This is a genomic window from Paenibacillus radicibacter (assembly GCF_024721995.1).
In the GTDB taxonomy this organism is placed as follows: Bacteria; Bacillota; Bacilli; order Paenibacillales; family NBRC-103111; genus Paenibacillus_AM; species Paenibacillus_AM radicibacter.
On sequence record NZ_JANQBC010000001.1, the window covers coordinates 402803 to 416646 of the forward strand.

Here is a 13844-nt window from a genome sequence, read left to right on the forward strand (position 1 = left end):
CTTTTATTTGCTTTCTTGAATCGTATTAATCCTATGCGTAAAACATTCCTTGTATAGCATGTCAAAGACTTTTTTACTTACATCAACAGGACTTTGCTTCAATTCTTTTGATAATAGATCATTACTATCCCACATTGCGTATATTACTCTCGTGTGACCAAACTTTCTTGCTTGTTTTATGAAATCGTCTGGAGCTTTATCTTTATCTAACGCGATAATAATCTTGATGTCATTACCCAAATTTTTTATTAAGTCAACTTGATACTCACTTAAATCATCACCACTGATTGCAACACAATTTCTGCGACCAAACTGACTGCTCAACCAGCATGACTTCTCAGCTTCAAAAATTATGACCTCTTTTTTTTCTAATATGTAATACAGTGCGCGATGCCAGTTATATAGCTCAATCATTTTATTGAAGTTTGGAAAATATAAAAATTTAGGAATATCTTTAATCTTATAATCTGGATCAAGTGTTCTAGCCTTTACTGATATTAGCTCACCATAAGCATTATATACAGGAAAAATAATCCTTTCAGATTGAACATCATAGCCTACCTGAAATTCAATCTGAGTTTCATACTCAATTCCTTCATCTATGTATTTTTTATGAGGAAACATAACGTATTGGTTAAGCATATTCTCTTCATATATTTCATTATCATTAAAAACTCTTTTAGGCTTCATTCTTTTCTTTCTAACGTCTTTCAACCATTTTAGTGGATCACTTTTAACAACAATTGGGCTGTATGTAGATTGATAACCTAGTTGCTCACAAATCCATTTCTTCGCTTTGTATAGATTCTTCAACTGTTCTGTCTCATCATAAATATCAAATACTATGTATGAAACTAATCCATAAATATCCATACCATATGAGATTCCTTTTGAACGTATCTTACAGGATATAGATTCATTTAAATAGACTTGAACGCTTCTGGAGTTGTCGCTATAGAATTTATCAGGTAATTGTGCTTCGTACCTATTTGAACGCTCCTTAATGCATTCACATTCCATTTTTTCAAGCAACTCTTGAATTCTATTCTCTTCTAAAAGAGTTTGTTTAATTTCCTTTAAATCTGTACTCATTTAGTTCCCCCATATCGGAGATTACTTATTGTAATTTGATCCATTGTTTGGGACTTGAACAAAAGCAACTTCTTTCCAAACATTCAGATCTGATATCACCTCATAGATGATTTGTTCATCTTCACTTCCCTCTCTATTCTTTGGTAAGAAGAGAATTAAATATTTCTTTTCAGGATCTAGTACATATTCTTTTTTATGCCACTTACCATCAAAGCCACTTTTTTCCCAGTTGTAAGGCTTTAATTCATATTTACAATTTGGATATTCATCTGCAAACATTAGTCTACCTGCCATTACTATCGCTGCGACTTCAACTATTTCCATAGACTTACCAATGCTATCGAGATCAATATATCTAAACTCTTTACCGATCTTCATCTGTACCGTAGCAAGAGTTGAACAGTTATAGTTTTCTTCCTTGATACAATCGTATAAATCTTGTGCAGAGTTTGAAAATGCCAACCAACGTTCAACATTTTGTGATTGGTCTGGCTTAAAAGTATCAAAATAGATCTTATCATAACCTCTTGCCCTATACTGCTCAATCCGATTAATAACATCTTCGATGCGATACTTCTTTAAAACAATTAGCTTTATAAAGTCTGGCTGATTTTGTTTAAGCCATCTTGCAGCCTCTTTTAGAATCTCTTTGACCTCTGGAGTATACTTACCCCTATTTACAACATCACGCGGAATCGGCTTCTTAAGAATTCTAGAGGCTACTGTAGCAAGAAGTCGGGACTGCCAACGTTTTTTCCCCTCTTCATTTACGAAGATAAGTGCTTTTTCAAACTTCATTTCACCTGTCTCGTCTTTTAGCACCTTAACATTATGTTCGAAACACGATAGCACAAATTTTTCTGTAACAATACTGCTTTTACCAACCCCCGAAGACAGTACCAAATACATCAGATTGCCAAGCTTTTGTCCATTAATTTTTTTAGTTAGTCTTGGTGAATCAAATAATGGGAGACCTACTTCCTCACCCTCATCTAGCTCGTCTACAACTTCCTCAATATCTTCAGTTAAATTATATTCAACAACATCTCCTGAGTTTATATGAGAAAATACATCTTTTACTTTTACTGAACAGAATGTTTGCAGTTCTTTCAATGTCATATTAATTAATTTTAATACATGCTCCATGTTTAAAACATTAATCATATTGTTATCTTGCATTTGTCGTAAGCTTTCATACTTTTGAATCTCACTGAAATGAAATTCATCATTTCCTTTATTGTTACTACATTCGCTCATTAGTTCTTGAATTGTCGAGAATCCACCATATTCGTTATATAGTTCGAAATATGATTTTTTATTGCCTTCTTTCGGTTTTGAAGAAACATAAGAATAAACAGTTGTGTCCTCAAAGCTCCTTACACCATTATCAAACATCTCTTTTCCAATGTAATAATAGAAATACCATATATCTTGTGTAAATGTTTCCCTCACAATTTTATGAGTCTTATACTTGGAATAATTATTCGGATTTTTCCACAGGTTACCAACAAACAGTGATTCGTGAATTTCTGATGGTAAAGTAAATTGCTCTATGTATTTTGATGTAACTATATAATTCACTCTCCTATAATAAGTTAGAAATATCATTCATATCTTTTCTTTTTTTATATTCTACTCCTGTATCTAACGACATATCTCTAGATTCCACTTGTTTAATACTATGATCAGTTAATAACTTATTCTTATGTTGTCGGATAGAATGTTCTTTAGCATCCACTAAATTATTCTTAACTATAGCTAATCCATATCTTAATTCCATTAAAAAATTCTTAAACTCTTTTGTTCTATGTGCTTCTCTAATAGCATCTTTACAGTAATCATATGTATAAGCGATTCCATCATAAGGAATTCCGTTCTTATAAGACTTGCCCAATTTTCCAAACAATTTCGAATCATTACGTATGTCTTGCAAATACGGATAAAACTGACTCGGAATAAGCTGAATGTTTTCCAGTTCATATACTTCTGCAATCTTCTCTGCTAACTTTGTTTGCTTTTCACGTTCAATTCTTTTGAATTCCTTATCATCTAGTAAGCTTTTATAACAACCTTTTCCATTGTGATAATAGCCTTTTGTATCTTTAATCATCAAACTCTTCTCATCCTTATTTCTACACCATTGACATATTACTAATGCCACCCACAACCCTCCACTTCCATTATTTCTTGGGTAATCGCAGGATATGACACATTTTCTTCGTCCCATGTCATATCCCGTTGAAATAAAGATTTAATTGGATCTTACACTTAAAATTTCATCAAAATCTACCCACTCAAAACCATTATCGAATTCAACTTTAATCTTCTTGCCGTACTGGTCTATGCTGCTTACAATGCCAAGTATTTCTCTTTTACCCCAAGTGCCGTAGATATCTATTGCCACTCTCTCTTTTTCACAATATGCTCCTGTAATAAAATCAGCAATATAAGTAATCTCATCATCAACCAGAGTTGGCTTTAGTACTCTGTTTGGTTCCTCATTTCGCTTCAATATTGCCTCTTTATGTTCGGAAATCATCATCCTACTTGCTTCCCACATCCCATTACCATGTAGCTTTTTACTCACTTGTAATGACCTCCAATCTTAGCTGCTCTGTCCATTGCTTGCCCTGCTGAAGTAATCGAACTTGCTCTAAGTATCGCTGTTTCGCCATACTTATTCTTGATTAAATCCATTACACTGTCAATCTTTCTTTCTGTTACACTATTATCAAACATCGATAGCTGATATACCTCAGAACTTGATAAGCCAGAAACTGCAACACCTAAACGTCTAACAGGCTCCTTATCCCAATTGGCATGGAATATCTTCTTAACTTGCTTAAAGATAATTGAAGTTGCATCTGTAGGGTCTTCCATCTTCATTTGACGATTAAATCCCGTAGGAAAATCCCAATCTGCACCTGAACAACTTACTGATATCACTATTCCCATTACCTTCTTCTCTCTCATCCTGCGCGTAACTTGAGACACCAAATCCTGAAGCACCACTTCAATCTCCCAAGCTTCCACGTAGTCTCTGGGTAAAGTCATACCATTCCCAATACATTTCTGTGTATCGTGTGTATTTGGGGTTACTGGTGAGTTATCAATACCATTTGCACATTGCCATAGCACTTGACCATTCACACCCCACAACTTAATTAATCGCGGCAATGATGTTTTAGCCAAATCCCCAATAGTCAGAATGCCTAGCCGGTTCAAGTGCTGCTTCATCTTTCTTCCGACTCCCCACATTTTTTCAACTGGGAAACTCCAAATGTGTTGATCCAATTGAGTCTTTGGAAGATAGAAAATCCCACTCTCATTTTTCTTTGCAATCAAGTCGCAGCTTATCTTAGCAAGGATCTTATTTTCCGAAATTCCAGCTCTCACATATATCCCTGTCTCTTCTTTGACCTTATCTTGTATTGATTTTGCAATCTCGAAAGGTGATCCAAACATGTTCAATACTTGAGATATCTCAACAAAATGTTCGTCAATCGAATATGGCTCCACCAAATCTGAATAAGACTTAAATATCTCTGAAATTTGCAGCGAAACATCAATGTACTCTTGCATACGCGGTCTAATCACAACTAACTCTGGGCATTTTTTCAGTGCTTCCCACAATCGATCTGCTGTTGAAACGCCGCACTTCTTAGCAAGTGGACAAGCCGCGAGTACGATTCCTGACCTTCTTTCAGGATCACCTGCAACTACAAGGGGTTTGTCCTTGTATTCTGGATGTGCAACTTTCTCTACAGACGCGTAGAAACTTTGGCAATCAATCAACATCACACATCTCTTATCCATGTTAAGATTCCTGTGTAATGTCTATACTCATGTATTTGCACAAGCGCTCTTGAACATCAGATTTCACGATGCTCCATAATAAAGATGTTTTGTGATGATAACCTCTGCACATATAGTCGGCTTCTAAGCCAAGATTAGTTCTACGTTGATCATAAATTTTAATTCCATTTACTCTAAGTAATTTCTTTACATCAGACACATCCACTAAAATTTTGTTTTGAGCAGCTTTCAGTGCCTTTGTGTAAATTTTTGGCATCTTCAAGTTAGACTTGTGCATACTATCGATATCAGCTTCTAAAACATCCATAACAATCGGAAGCATCATGAAGTCTTTGACTAATCTTATATCGTCTTTGGTTTCTAATGGAGCTAAACTCATCTAATCACTCCCTAAATACGAACACACGTTTTCTTTATTATAACCAAACATGCGTTCGATATTCAAGAGGCTAATATTTCAATATCTATCTATGTACTAATATTACTATATTATTATATCATTTTTAATTTTTATAAGTAAACATATTTTTTATTATTTATTAAGTTTCCAATCGAATTTAACTCCTTGATCAATCAAAGTTACATTTGGGATTTCTACTCCATTTTCATCGCAGTAGATTAATTTCGTACCAACCACTACCTCTTCACCTGATTCCAAAGTTTCTTTAATGTTTTTTGTTCCCAATTGCAGAGTTTTCTTAAACTCGCCCCAATTTACTTTGACATCCCGTTTTACATACTCGGAATTGTTTTTGCTAATTAATTCTTCTAATTCCCTTACTGAAACTTGACAAACCTCTTCTGCTTCTTTCCTTTCGAGTAGTGCAGCTAATTCAGCATATGAAATATATGAAGAATAGTTATCTACAATCCAATCTTTTAATAGTTCATCATTTTTTATGATTTCAGGCTGCTGTTGTTTACTAACTAAGTCTCTGTATGTCAATTTAATCGATTTACTAATCTTTAATGGTTTGTTCCCATTTGATACACGCTTCACATTTTCTAATTCTTCAGCTTCGATCAGTCTTTGGTGATAAAGATGGAGATGTAGTTTCAGGTCAGCAATTCGGTTACGGTATCCCTTTGTTGATCGTTCTAACCAATCATCATACCTGCTCTTATCTTCTTCCAATTTATCAATTTTAGCTTGTATAACTTCCTTTTGTGATTTCGCAATAGCTTCATCTTCAGCGATTTTCTCTTCCAACATATGCAACACATAATCAATTCTCATCGCTGTTTCTTTGTCATTGATTGTCCAACCTTCTGATTGAAACTCAGCTAATTCAATTTCTAAATCATCTTCTATTTCTTCCATGCACTTGTCAGTAATTAGTTCAACTTCATTATTTAGAATCCCCATATTATCCTCCAAATTAATATTTAATATTGTTTACGTCCTTCATCAATCGTTCTTGTTTCACCTATGATCCAAAATGCTTTTCGGAATTAATGTCATTCAAGATTTTCATCTCACGATCACTGAAACCAATCTCACTCAGTTTGAGAAGGATTTTCCCCATTTCTTTATGCTTGATCTTCATCCCACGTTGTAGAAACTTACTTGTTCTAACAATTGTCCCACAAATATCTCTAGCTCTCTTTTCGTTATAAACTAGTTGATTGCTTGATAAGAAATTAAAAGAACTAAGCGTATTAACTACTCCATTTTGATAAAAAAACTGAAGATGTTTGAAGTCGAACTGTCCAACTACTTCTTCTGGAGTTCCTACCCATTGAGTAATTATTTGATACTTTCCAATAGAGATTGCATTATCCGTAACAGTTAGTCCTAGTTTCTTATACACTCCACCACAAATACTTTTTCCTTTGTACTCAGAGACTTCTTTAAAATAATCCGATAGATCTGCTGCTAATTTTGGACATTTAATAAAAAAGTCATAATCTTTTGGATCTGTGTCGTTATAAAGTGAGTAAATACATCCTCCTGAAATGTACGCCTGTTGTTTAAACTCAGACTGAAACTTTTTTGGTAATAGGGACAGTAGTTTATTCTTTTCATTCGCCAATCTTATAACGATTAAGTCAAGTTTTGACCTTTGTCGCTCTTCATTTGATAATTTATTTCTTTCAAATAAATTTAATATGTATTTTATATATTTCATCTATTATCCTTTTACAATTTATTTTTCTCTATTTATTTCTGATAATTCTGCTGCTTGCTTCCTCAAGTAGTCCTTTAATTTCATCTAGAACATCACAACTCGACCAGTCCCACTCTGCGACTTCTTCGTCAGTTACGGTGATGCTTGTGTTTTGAAATAAATATCCTAATCCTTTCACTCTTTCAGACAGTTCAATGAATTTATCAAAAAAATCCTTATCAGTATTTATTTGAAACATTCTTGACACTAACTTCATTCAATACGCTCCCTTAAAATTCCTATTTCATTGCATGATTAGTGTGCAAAACTTAAAAATGTTCAACCTCTTCTTTGACGATTTCATAATCCTTGTACAATTGAGGATCTTGTTCTGCTGCCATACCATAAATAATGCTGTAGTTATATTTGCAGTCTCTAAACACCCTGCCATCTCCATCCCAATCTTCGTACATGTGAGACTCAATGTTATCAATAATATCTTGATCAACTTCATTCTCAACTGAGAAATTTCTTAATCCAGCTTCAGCAAAACTGAAGCCATCAGTCCAATCATTTCGATTTTCTTCAAGGTAGTGCGCTAAACGTAAATATTTATTTTTCTCAATGATTTTATCAAGTAGCTCATTCCATGAATCAGTAAGATCTAAATCATATTTAGCTAACAACAGTGCCAACTTCTTGTTACTTTCCTTCTCTTTTTCTTGCTTCTCTTTTTCAAGACGCTGCTTCTTCATTTTATTAACTTCATCGTTCCAGATATTTTTCACTTTATCGATAATTGACTTACACAAATCCTCAAGTTTACTATCAGAATAGTATGTTGGAATCTGCTTCTTAATTTCAGATGGGAAAGCATAATACATTTTTGAAGTATCTCTAGACCTGCTTGTTTTATAACCATAATAAGTTTCATTGATTCCGATTTGTTTAAGAATATCAAATACTTTCTTTTCGGTTGATCGATTTACTTTTGCTTTTTCGATATTTTCTTCGTGGATATTTTTTTCCGATTCTGCAATCATTTTCACGAATTCGATCAGACTATCCAGTGACTCGCTGTTAGTCTCATCAAAATAGATATATACATAATGATAATTTTCTTCAAAACGAATTCCTTTGGCTAATCCATTTTCTTTTATATATTTATCTGTGTCATATCCATTCCATTCCACTCGAAGCACTGGTTTATAGTTCCAGCAATCTTTCTTCTCTGCTAATCGAACACTAAATGATTCGATTCTCAATGGTTGTAGTCTCTGAATTTTAGATAGTTCCGTTGACTCTTCAAGCTTTATATAATTATTAATTGTAATTTCCTTTAGCTTATTTAAGTCCTCAATGACAGAATCGAAATTTTTATCTATACTCGTTGATTCAAACACGCTCAAACTATCTTCTCCCTTTATATAAAATTACAATTTTATAGTCTTTCAAAATAAGCATGTGTTTCTTTGTCATCTAGCATAGTCTTATTAATGATATCTCTAAGATCATTTGTTCCAATTGTTTTGAATCCTCCGATTTCCATCTTCTCCAAGACATCAACTAAAAATTTTGCCATATTTGCAGTACCCAATTTATAAGCTTTCATTACTGAAGTATCCACGATAATTTCAAAAAACATCTTATCTAAAGGCTTTTCATTTTTATTGATTTTCATTATCTTAACCTCACTTTCTTGATGAAATCACGATTTCATTTGAAATTGAAATACAGAGAAACAGCGAACAAAAATGCAATAATATCATCTAGTATTCTAGGCGTTCTCTGACCATAAATAAGCATTTCAACTGCTATCCACAATAAGCCGATTATTAAATAGATTGCTAGGATAATGAATGTACTTTTAAAGAGTTCAATCATACCTGTCTCCTTTGACCCTCAATAAATTTCTTGATCTGAGTTAGTTCCTTCATGTTGCGCTTAAGAATTAGCTCAATGCATTCATCCGCCAAATTATTTAAATGTTCTTCAAAATCTTTTCTTAATGAAGATGGACAGTCAAGAGTATTAGGGATTGCGCTGTTGTACCTCTTCTCGCTATCTGGGCAGCACTGTTCATAAGTGTTCCAATAACAATATGTATTATTACATTTCATATAGATTGCCTCCTGATCAAATTCTCATTTCATTCCTTACTCAATGATCTCAAGTCGTACTTTTTTACTCCTACTAATAAACCCACCAATATTGATGCCATCAATAGTCAACACAGTGTCATAATCATGTCTATGTATTTCAATCTTCCCTTCAATAACGTTACTGATATATTGTTTAAAATTCTTTGCAAAATCATCAACATGTTGGAATTCGTAAACTTCTGTTAATTTCTGACCATCAATATGGAATGAGAAAACTATGTCTCGCTCTCCTTCTCCTGAAGACTCAAACATTCGTTCGACAGTTAAAATGATACTGTACTCCTTCTTGATTTTCTGAATGATATTGTCAGCAAATTCAAAGTACTGCTTGTAGTAATTAACAGCTTCAGCCGGATCTAGGTATCGAGCATAGTAATAGTTCCATTCCCCCTCACCCACCTGACATGATAAATCACATTCAAATTTTTTGGATGTTATACTAACAATATAACCACCATCTTCAATATCGCTTCTGACATCAATATCAACGTATTTAGGTAATTCATTTTTAAATATCTTATAAATGCTATCACAGCTCAATCCATCAGTTTTAATCTCTGTGTCCAAAACACTCACATATTTATTTTTAATGTGTTCAATCAACTGCTGCTCTTCTAGAAACTCGGCTCCGTCAATTTTGCAAACATATAAACTCACAATATCTCTCCTTGTGCATTCTGATTTTTTTGGTGCATTTGCTTAAATCGCTCTGAGCGCTTCAGACGTTGCTCATCAGTCAGATGTCTTGGTTTACTCTTTGCTCTAAATGATATCTGTTTACGCTCTACCTTGTAATATGTATTTCCTTCAGCATCTGTTTTATATGGAACAAAACCTGCTCTTTTCATTCGTGTTTGTTCTTTTCCAGAACTGCAAAAGATATGATAGATGTTTGATACCTCGTCATATGTCAATACTGCTTCTCGTTCTGCTGCTGTTAAACACACTTAGTTCCCTCCGTATCATTCACAATTCTTAATCGATTGTACTCATGTCCTCAGATCATACATACTTTCTTATGCGTAAACCAGTTCTTCTCTTTTATTTCAACCAATTCATATTCGTGCTTATGATTACTTTTCTTAATTAACATCATACCCCTTTCTATAACTAACTCTCATCTGTATGAAGTGCTGATTTTATGCACACAATCCTGATATTAACATTTATATTTTTTATTCTTTATGTTAAAATAGGCATGTGGATAATTTATTCATAACCATTTATTCTTCTCCAGATGTTAGTTCATCTGGAGTTTTTTAGTTTTGTAATCAATTCTTTTACAATTGGAATCAATCCATTAGATTGATAAGTAACTTCACCACCACACAAACCAGTATATATCATTAACAAACCTACAAATTGAGCAATTAAGAAGGTGAACCATGCAAATCCACCACTAACTTCAATCTTAAATTCAGGGAATAGTATAGAGAGAAAAAGTGTTAAAAATGCGAATGTGTAAATTATCCAGTGTGATCTAAAATGTTTCAACTTTGCACCTCCTTTAAATGAAATCCTTGTTTCATCGGCTAAAAGTTCCAATATTTCTGCGAACATTACAGTTCATTCTTTGCAGTAATTCTTCTAGATCTTCACTTGAAATTTTATTATCATATGTATTTTTTATTTGATTAACCACAATTTCTAAAGCCGCTTCTGGCTTCTTACTAATCTGTTCTGGTTCTGACAATAGGATATATTTCGAAAGACCGCCCTCTAAATGTTGAATCTCAATCTCATAACCTTGAACATATAGTTCTTGTATTCTGGCGTTGTATCTCAATGCCACTTTGGATAATTGAGTATTCATGACACCATCTTTACCTGCATCCCTAAGCAAATTGAGAATTCTACCTTTTTGATTGGTTGTTCGTTCTTGTGTTTCTTTGTCCATTTAATCCCTCCTTTTTATCAAATAGAATCGAATATCTAATGGATTTCTTTAATGTGCATATTAAACTAATCTTCATTGCCTATCATTTGATTCTTACCAAATTCGTTCTTAGATTCCATTCATAATAACTTGTAATATCTTTGTAGTAACTTTTATAAGTTTTATCTTTAAGAAATGCAATTCTCCCAACATATTCTTCTGATTCCACGATCATATCTTTTATACATTCAACTTTCATCTCCTCCAGATGAAATTTAGCAAATATCATATATTCTTAATGCAATAGCTCTACTTTTGCACTGTACCTTATAGGGCTTGATTTACTGTATCTGAAAGCTTCTTTTTCGATTGCTGGATAATGGGTTTCATAAGTACTAAAAACTATAACTTCATCTGGACTCAAATTTTCAGGTATTAGTAACTCAGGTAAATTTCCAATATTATAAAACAAACTAACTTTATAGGTTTTCATGTTATAGACCCTCCTTAATGATTCAGATGAAATCCAAGTTTTAATGGATTACTTTCTTATATATCTATATAACCACAGCCACCAAAACATTAAACCGAGAGTATAGGCAATCCAATTGCTAATCCATCCCTGACCTATATCCCAATCCCAACCTTCATTCGCCACAGTCCACAAGAGATAAATAGAACCACAGGAAACATAAATACCTATTAACCATAAAGAAATTGTCATTTTTTACTCCTTTTTTTCTTCTGATGAAATACAGGTTTCACTTACTCTTCGATCTAAAGTAATTGATAGCAGCCTCAATCACCTTAAAGCTTTCTAATGTGTGCTCAGACACTACTTCACCATATTCTTCTCCAATATCATGACTTCCATATCCTCGATTATAGTAACGATGCTTATCGTCTGAGTGTTTAATAATAGTATCCCACCAACCACAAATTGATTTCTGTTCTTGTTCAAGAATACTGATTACATCTTTAGTGGTGATATTAGTATCGTGATAATTTGTTACTGGCACTTTAATTTGATAATTAGACACACTCATCTCTCCTTATGAAATATTATTACTAACAAATCATTCCTTCGATTTTGAAATACTGTGTAACAGTCTCTTCATCAGTCCCTACAACACCATCTAAGACAATTTTTTCACCTTCAATTTTTGTGATCTCAAGTCGGTCACCTTTTCTAAAGTTGTTCATACAATCTTCCAAGGCTTCAAGAATCATACCGACTTCATACTTAGGAAGATAAGAAGCAAGGTTACTTATCAGCTCCTCTGCTTTCAAACCAAATTCTGCTTTAGCTTCTTTAGTGGCACAAATCGTATGTCTAATATCTATACTCTTCTCAAGAATTTGAGAAACCATAACTTCAACTGTTGTTTCCACTATGTATTTGATTGTTTTTTCTCTTTTCATATTTCACTTCCTCATAAAATAATGAACCATCAACTTCTACTCTTCCAGTCTCTTAAGTAACTCTGGAATAATATCATTCTTTAGTGCGTAATCGTATGTTGTGGCTGATTCTCTTCTACTGTTGTTTAAATAGTGAGCAACAACATATCTTAAACATTCGTTATCAAGTTTACAGTGAAGAGCTGAGAATCCGTCAGAATTCGCTCGGACTGTTTTGTATTGTTCTACTGTAATCGATCTGTCAGGTAATGAAGATACATCCACTTCAACATCATTGAAAGATACGATTGGATTAAATTTTCTTGTTTTAAAAGTAACCATTGTCTACTCCTTTTCGTGGCTTACATTCTCCCTATAAAAGAAGAATTTCAAAAGAATACATCCAGTCGTTCTTTGATGGATTTTTGAAAATAGTCATATGCTAAGATATCTCGCTCAATCAATTCTAATACCATAGCACGATATGTAGGCGCATGATTCAGGAAACCTTCACCTTTATAACCTTCGCGCCTTTCACAGAGATGCAAGCAACTTAACAAGTGTTTACTAGTCATTTCATGCGGTTCATAAAAATTTTGACCTTCTGAATTAGTCCATGTAATTTTTTTATTTTTTCTTGATCTTGGTGGATCAACTGCGCCACGTTTAATCATATTTCTTTCTAAATAGTATTCAGCCATTTCACCCAAATCAAGTCACCTCATTAAATCTGATAGAACTACCATTTCATTTTGTAAATTGGTCTAGCCTAACTAAATGTAGTGCAAATTTATGTTTGACATACAATATATAGTGATATATACTCATTTTAAAGCAACTAGACATTACATAACACTCACATAAATAGGGGGTATTATATGTCAAAAGTTTTTGCAGTTGATTTTGGTAACATCGTGTTAGTACAAGTTAAACCAACGGTTATTGCAAGTCAGAGTACAAGCTCTGATGTCATCTCGTATTTATCTTCATCATTTGGAAAACCTGCTTATCTTGTTGGTGAGTCTGCTGGTAGATATAAATACAGAGGTAGCAACCAATCTACTCTTAACCAGCTTTCAAGAATCAATCCTCAAACATTGCGTTGGAGTGAGTACAGAATTGGTTGAAGCAGCATTAAGCTGCTTTTTCTTTTCTATAAGAGCTGGTGATAAAATCAGTTAGCTAAATTCAAATCATCTTTGTAAACTTAAAAATATAGCTGCCTTCCTCATCCTTGGTGAATGCACTAACAATTGAATATTCATTACTATTCAATCCTGCATAATCAACTCCCACATAATACTTCTCATCCGACTGCTCTAGATCATTAAGCAAAATTCCAATTCTAGTGTACTTCAACATCTCTTCTAAAGCTCCTATGTATTGAAC

22 protein-coding genes are annotated in these 13844 nt (G+C 33.4%); 1 reads left to right on the forward strand and 21 read right to left on the reverse strand.

Features of this window, described 5'->3' with window-relative positions:
- Nucleotides 1–3: 3 nt before the first annotated feature.
- The 20 genes from NV379_RS01985 to NV379_RS02080 all read right to left on the reverse strand — a co-directional run bounded on the left by NV379_RS01985 (nt 4) and on the right by NV379_RS02080 (nt 13156).
- Nucleotides 4–1092: a DNA primase gene (locus NV379_RS01985; protein WP_258205583.1), complete on the reverse strand. Its 1089-nt coding sequence runs from the start codon at nt 1090–1092 to the stop codon at nt 4–6.
- Nucleotides 1093–1113: 21 nt separating this feature from the next.
- Nucleotides 1114–2673 (reverse strand): replication protein, encoded by a 1560-nt coding sequence (locus tag NV379_RS01990; RefSeq protein WP_258205584.1) that lies wholly within the window; start codon nt 2671–2673, stop codon nt 1114–1116.
- 4 nt (nt 2674–2677) lie between these two features.
- Nucleotides 2678–3253, reverse strand: coding sequence for a YorH family phage-derived protein (locus NV379_RS01995; RefSeq protein WP_258205585.1), 576 nt, complete (start codon nt 3251–3253; stop codon nt 2678–2680).
- 90 nt (nt 3254–3343) lie between these two features.
- Complete coding sequence (locus tag NV379_RS02000) at nt 3344–3679, reverse strand: YolD-like family protein (protein ID WP_258205586.1); 336 nt, start codon at nt 3677–3679, stop codon at nt 3344–3346.
- Complete coding sequence (locus NV379_RS02005) at nt 3676–4908, reverse strand: DNA polymerase IV (RefSeq protein WP_258205587.1); 1233 nt, start codon at nt 4906–4908, stop codon at nt 3676–3678. The genes NV379_RS02000 and NV379_RS02005 overlap by 4 nt, the downstream gene beginning before the upstream one ends.
- Nucleotide 4909: 1 nt before the next feature.
- A complete protein-coding gene (locus NV379_RS02010; RefSeq protein WP_258205588.1) occupies nt 4910–5287 on the reverse strand; it encodes a YhjD family protein in 378 nt (125 codons plus the stop codon).
- A 153-nt stretch (nt 5288–5440) separates the two neighbouring features.
- On the reverse strand, nt 5441–6274 hold the full coding sequence (locus tag NV379_RS02015) for a hypothetical protein (RefSeq protein WP_258205589.1): 834 nt from the start codon (nt 6272–6274) through the stop codon (nt 5441–5443).
- Between the two features lie 61 nt (nt 6275–6335).
- Nucleotides 6336–7037: a Gabija anti-defense Gad2 family protein gene (locus NV379_RS02020; protein WP_258205590.1), complete on the reverse strand. Its 702-nt coding sequence runs from the start codon at nt 7035–7037 to the stop codon at nt 6336–6338.
- Nucleotides 7038–7065: 28 nt separating this feature from the next.
- Entirely contained in the window at nt 7066–7293 is a 228-nt protein-coding gene (locus NV379_RS02025) for a hypothetical protein (RefSeq protein ID WP_258205591.1), read from the reverse strand.
- Nucleotides 7294–7345: 52 nt separating this feature from the next.
- Complete coding sequence (locus NV379_RS02030) at nt 7346–8425, reverse strand: hypothetical protein (RefSeq protein ID WP_258205592.1); 1080 nt, start codon at nt 8423–8425, stop codon at nt 7346–7348.
- A gap of 32 nt (nt 8426–8457) precedes the next feature.
- Entirely contained in the window at nt 8458–8697 is a 240-nt protein-coding gene (locus NV379_RS02035; protein WP_258205593.1) for a hypothetical protein, read from the reverse strand.
- A 475-nt stretch (nt 8698–9172) separates the two neighbouring features.
- Nucleotides 9173–9835 (reverse strand): hypothetical protein, encoded by a 663-nt coding sequence (locus NV379_RS02040; protein ID WP_258205594.1) that lies wholly within the window; start codon nt 9833–9835, stop codon nt 9173–9175.
- Nucleotides 9832–10125: a hypothetical protein gene (locus tag NV379_RS02045; protein ID WP_258205595.1), complete on the reverse strand. Its 294-nt coding sequence runs from the start codon at nt 10123–10125 to the stop codon at nt 9832–9834. The genes NV379_RS02040 and NV379_RS02045 overlap by 4 nt, the downstream gene beginning before the upstream one ends.
- 298 nt (nt 10126–10423) lie before the next feature.
- A complete protein-coding gene (locus tag NV379_RS02050) occupies nt 10424–10738 on the reverse strand; it encodes a hypothetical protein (RefSeq protein ID WP_258205596.1) in 315 nt (104 codons plus the stop codon).
- Nucleotides 10704–11075: a hypothetical protein gene (locus tag NV379_RS02055; RefSeq protein ID WP_258205597.1), complete on the reverse strand. Its 372-nt coding sequence runs from the start codon at nt 11073–11075 to the stop codon at nt 10704–10706. Before NV379_RS02055 ends, NV379_RS02050 begins: the two co-directional genes overlap by 35 nt.
- Nucleotides 11076–11349: 274 nt before the next feature.
- The gene (locus NV379_RS02060) at nt 11350–11547 is read right to left on the reverse strand and encodes a hypothetical protein (protein WP_258205598.1); all 198 of its coding nucleotides are present in this window, start codon (nt 11545–11547) and stop codon (nt 11350–11352) included.
- Nucleotides 11548–11815: 268 nt separating this feature from the next.
- Nucleotides 11816–12094 carry a hypothetical protein gene (locus NV379_RS02065; RefSeq protein ID WP_258205599.1) on the reverse strand — a complete coding sequence of 93 codons (279 nt, stop codon included), beginning with the start codon at nt 12092–12094 and terminating at the stop codon, nt 11816–11818.
- A gap of 28 nt (nt 12095–12122) precedes the next feature.
- The gene (locus NV379_RS02070) at nt 12123–12476 is read right to left on the reverse strand and encodes a hypothetical protein (RefSeq protein WP_258205600.1); all 354 of its coding nucleotides are present in this window, start codon (nt 12474–12476) and stop codon (nt 12123–12125) included.
- A 36-nt stretch (nt 12477–12512) separates the two neighbouring features.
- Nucleotides 12513–12797: a hypothetical protein gene (locus NV379_RS02075; protein WP_258205601.1), complete on the reverse strand. Its 285-nt coding sequence runs from the start codon at nt 12795–12797 to the stop codon at nt 12513–12515.
- Nucleotides 12798–12844: 47 nt separating this feature from the next.
- Nucleotides 12845–13156 (reverse strand): hypothetical protein, encoded by a 312-nt coding sequence (locus tag NV379_RS02080; protein WP_258205602.1) that lies wholly within the window; start codon nt 13154–13156, stop codon nt 12845–12847.
- A 177-nt stretch (nt 13157–13333) separates the two neighbouring features.
- Here NV379_RS02080 and NV379_RS02085 point away from each other — a divergent pair, with 177 nt between their 5' ends.
- Entirely contained in the window at nt 13334–13582 is a 249-nt protein-coding gene (locus NV379_RS02085; protein ID WP_258205603.1) for a hypothetical protein, read from the forward strand.
- Between the two features lie 61 nt (nt 13583–13643).
- Here NV379_RS02085 and NV379_RS02090 read toward each other — a convergent pair whose 3' ends face one another.
- Complete coding sequence (locus NV379_RS02090) at nt 13644–13817, reverse strand: hypothetical protein (RefSeq protein WP_258205604.1); 174 nt, start codon at nt 13815–13817, stop codon at nt 13644–13646.
- Between the last annotated feature and the right edge of the window lie 27 nt (nt 13818–13844).

Bases quoted from the DNA above. Each gene is read 5' to 3' on its own strand.
- NV379_RS01985 (WP_258205583.1), bottom strand. From the start codon at position 1,092: ATGAGTACAGATTTAAAGGAAATTAAACAAACTCTTTTAGAAGAGAAT.
- NV379_RS02005 (WP_258205587.1), bottom strand. From the start codon at position 4,908: ATGGATAAGAGATGTGTGATGTTGATTGATTGCCAAAGTTTCTACGCG.
- NV379_RS02010 (WP_258205588.1), bottom strand. From the start codon at position 5,287: ATGAGTTTAGCTCCATTAGAAACCAAAGACGATATAAGATTAGTCAAA.
- NV379_RS02015 (WP_258205589.1), bottom strand. From the start codon at position 6,274: ATGGGGATTCTAAATAATGAAGTTGAACTAATTACTGACAAGTGCATG.
- NV379_RS02020 (WP_258205590.1), bottom strand. From the start codon at position 7,037: ATGAAATATATAAAATACATATTAAATTTATTTGAAAGAAATAAATTA.
- NV379_RS02025 (WP_258205591.1), bottom strand. From the start codon at position 7,293: ATGAAGTTAGTGTCAAGAATGTTTCAAATAAATACTGATAAGGATTTT.
- NV379_RS02035 (WP_258205593.1), bottom strand. From the start codon at position 8,697: ATGAAAATCAATAAAAATGAAAAGCCTTTAGATAAGATGTTTTTTGAA.
- NV379_RS02050 (WP_258205596.1), bottom strand. From the start codon at position 10,738: ATGTTCGCAGAAATATTGGAACTTTTAGCCGATGAAACAAGGATTTCA.
- NV379_RS02055 (WP_258205597.1), bottom strand. From the start codon at position 11,075: ATGGACAAAGAAACACAAGAACGAACAACCAATCAAAAAGGTAGAATT.
- NV379_RS02060 (WP_258205598.1), bottom strand. From the start codon at position 11,547: ATGAAAACCTATAAAGTTAGTTTGTTTTATAATATTGGAAATTTACCT.
- NV379_RS02070 (WP_258205600.1), bottom strand. From the start codon at position 12,476: ATGAAAAGAGAAAAAACAATCAAATACATAGTGGAAACAACAGTTGAA.
- NV379_RS02075 (WP_258205601.1), bottom strand. From the start codon at position 12,797: ATGGTTACTTTTAAAACAAGAAAATTTAATCCAATCGTATCTTTCAAT.
- NV379_RS02080 (WP_258205602.1), bottom strand. From the start codon at position 13,156: ATGGCTGAATACTATTTAGAAAGAAATATGATTAAACGTGGCGCAGTT.
- NV379_RS02085 (WP_258205603.1), top strand. From the start codon at position 13,334: ATGTCAAAAGTTTTTGCAGTTGATTTTGGTAACATCGTGTTAGTACAA.
- NV379_RS02090 (WP_258205604.1), bottom strand. From the start codon at position 13,817: ATGTTGAAGTACACTAGAATTGGAATTTTGCTTAATGATCTAGAGCAG.